Source organism: Longimicrobium sp., from assembly GCA_036389795.1.
Taxonomy (GTDB): domain Bacteria; phylum Gemmatimonadota; class Gemmatimonadetes; order Longimicrobiales; family Longimicrobiaceae; genus Longimicrobium.
Genome location: DASVWD010000113.1, coordinates 1 through 2,243, shown reverse-complemented (window position 1 = coordinate 2,243; position 2,243 = coordinate 1). Strand labels below are relative to the sequence as shown.

The following is a 2,243-nucleotide window of genomic DNA, read 5'->3' as shown; positions in this document are numbered from 1 at the left end:
AGACGGGTGCGACGGGCAGTCCGGACGTGATCTACCTGCCGGTGCGTCCGGGGTGCGAGTTCCAGCCGTACCAGTACGTGGTGAAGACGGGCGGCGTCCGCGGCTGACGCGGCACCGCACGGGCTGGAGCAGGAAGGGGGGGCGTCCTTCGGGGCGCCCCCTCGTTTTTAGTGCGAGTGCGTGAGTGCGTGATACCATTTCGCAGAGGATTGTTCGGGTATCCGGCTCTGAAAGGGTCCCTCACAGAGGGCACGGAGGACACGGAGGAACAGCAGGGAGATTGAAGCTCTCTATGTCCTCCGTGTCCTCTGTGAGATCTCAATCTGTTTCTGTTTGGAACCAGAACTACCCTTTGCGCTGTGGTATGAGTGCGTGTGTGCGTTGATGGGGCTGCTGATGATCTGCCGTCAAACTGAAGCCCCGGTCACACACGGGACCGGCATCGCATGAATGACGGCAGGCCGAAGGATCTTCGCGGTGGCGGCGCCGGACGCCTGCTCGCTTCACCGCCCCCCGTTGCTTTTCCCGATTGGGATCAGGCCCCGACCCGCTGACCCGGCGCTCGACGGCAAGGTGCTGAAGCCATCCTTCACTGCCATGGCATTTCCAGGTCGGGGTGGAATGGTGAACCGTGGTTTTGATCGAGACGCTTGCTCGGACACGTGTCCGGCATCATTTTCGACCCCGCGGAGCACGAGCTCGCGGGCCCGGTCGACCCGCGCGCTGGAAAGGATGAGAGCGGAGAAGACTCCTCTTGCGGAGGCCGACTGCAACCCAAACCCGTCGCAGCTTTGCCGCGCCGCGCACATTCCCTGCAATTCAGGCAGAGACATGAATGCCCCATTCCGGGTGCCATTCTGGCGCAGAACTCAGGAAAAGGCTGCGCTCGGCGCAGGAGCGGGCAAGACACGGCGTGTCGTGCCGCGCCGCGACATGGACCGCGCATAGCTTGTCGGCACTTTCCAAGTCGTTAGCGCGGAGAAACTTATACGGGGCGCGGCGATTTTCCGGGACGCGTGGCGCAATTTCCAGCTGTTCATGGCATTGTTCTTGTATGGCGACGGCGCTCGAAGTACGGCCCTCCCCGGGGGAGGGCGTGTGATTCACCCTGTGAGGAGAAACCGATGAGACGACTCGCAACGTCAGCACTGGCGGCCGCGCTGGTGGTGGCGGGGGCGGCGGGGAACGCGGTGGCGCAGGACGACATGGTGGGGCGCCGCGCGAGCCTGTTCGACCTCGGCATCTACGCGGGCGGAGCCTGGACCTCCGACTGGTTCACCACGCCCGAGCAGGGCGACGAGGAGGAGGGGTGGGCGGTGGGCTTCGGCCCGATCTTCGGGGCGCAGGCCACCTACTGGCTGAGCCCCACCTTCGGGATCCGGCTGAACGGCGCCTACATGCCGACCAACCTGCCGGAGGCGGAGGACTTCTTCCCCGAGGACGTGAACGACGACTACGTCCAGAACAACTGGTTCTACGACCTGGACCTGGTGTGGCGCCCGCTGTTCTGGTCGAACGGCGGGTTCCTGGGCTCGCTGTACCTGTTCGCGGGCGGCGGCGGGCTCACCACCAACATCGCCGGCGAGACGCCGTACCCGGGGTGCCAGGCGGTCCCGGTCTGGATCGCCAACGGCGTGTGCCTCTCGGACCACCCGAAGCTGGCGACGGTCGGGCAGGGCGTGCTGGGCCTGGGCGTGGACGCCTTCTCGTTCGGGCCGAGCATCGGGGTGTTCCTGGAGGGCGCGGTGCACGGGTACGACTCGCCCGCGCACGTGGCGGAGCAGGGCCCGGGTGAGGACAAGTTCGCGTTCACGCCGCGGCTGGTGCTGGGGCTGAAGTTCATGTTCGGCGACATCCTGCCGCCGCCGCCTCCGCCCCCGCCGCCGGCCGTGGTCCCGCCGCCGCCGCCGCCGCCGGCCGTGATTCCGCCGCCGCCGCCTCCGCCGCCGACGGTGCAGACGATCCGGGTGTGCGTGATCGACAACAACGCGCTCACCGAGGTCGAGGTGCAGTACGACCCGGCGACGGGCGACACCACGGTGGCCGGCCAGCGCTTCAGCGAGCGCTTCCCGGTGACGGGCGCCTACGCGGCGAACGCGACGTGGTTCATCAACAACGAGCCGATCACGTTCAACGGCCGCCAGTACGCGAAGTACGGCCTGCCGCGGGTGCTGGGGGTGACGGAAGTGAACCGGATCGGCGAGTACCAGGGCGTGGGCGTCTTCGCCGAGACGGGTGCGACG

General features: G+C 67.2%; 1 protein-coding gene. It reads left to right on the top strand.

Annotated features, from left to right (window positions below; translation table 11 throughout):
• Positions 1–1,124 precede the first annotated feature (1,124 nt).
• On the top strand, positions 1,125–2,243 hold a 1,119-nt coding region (locus tag VF746_15200; protein ID HEX8693767.1), incomplete at its 3' end, for a hypothetical protein.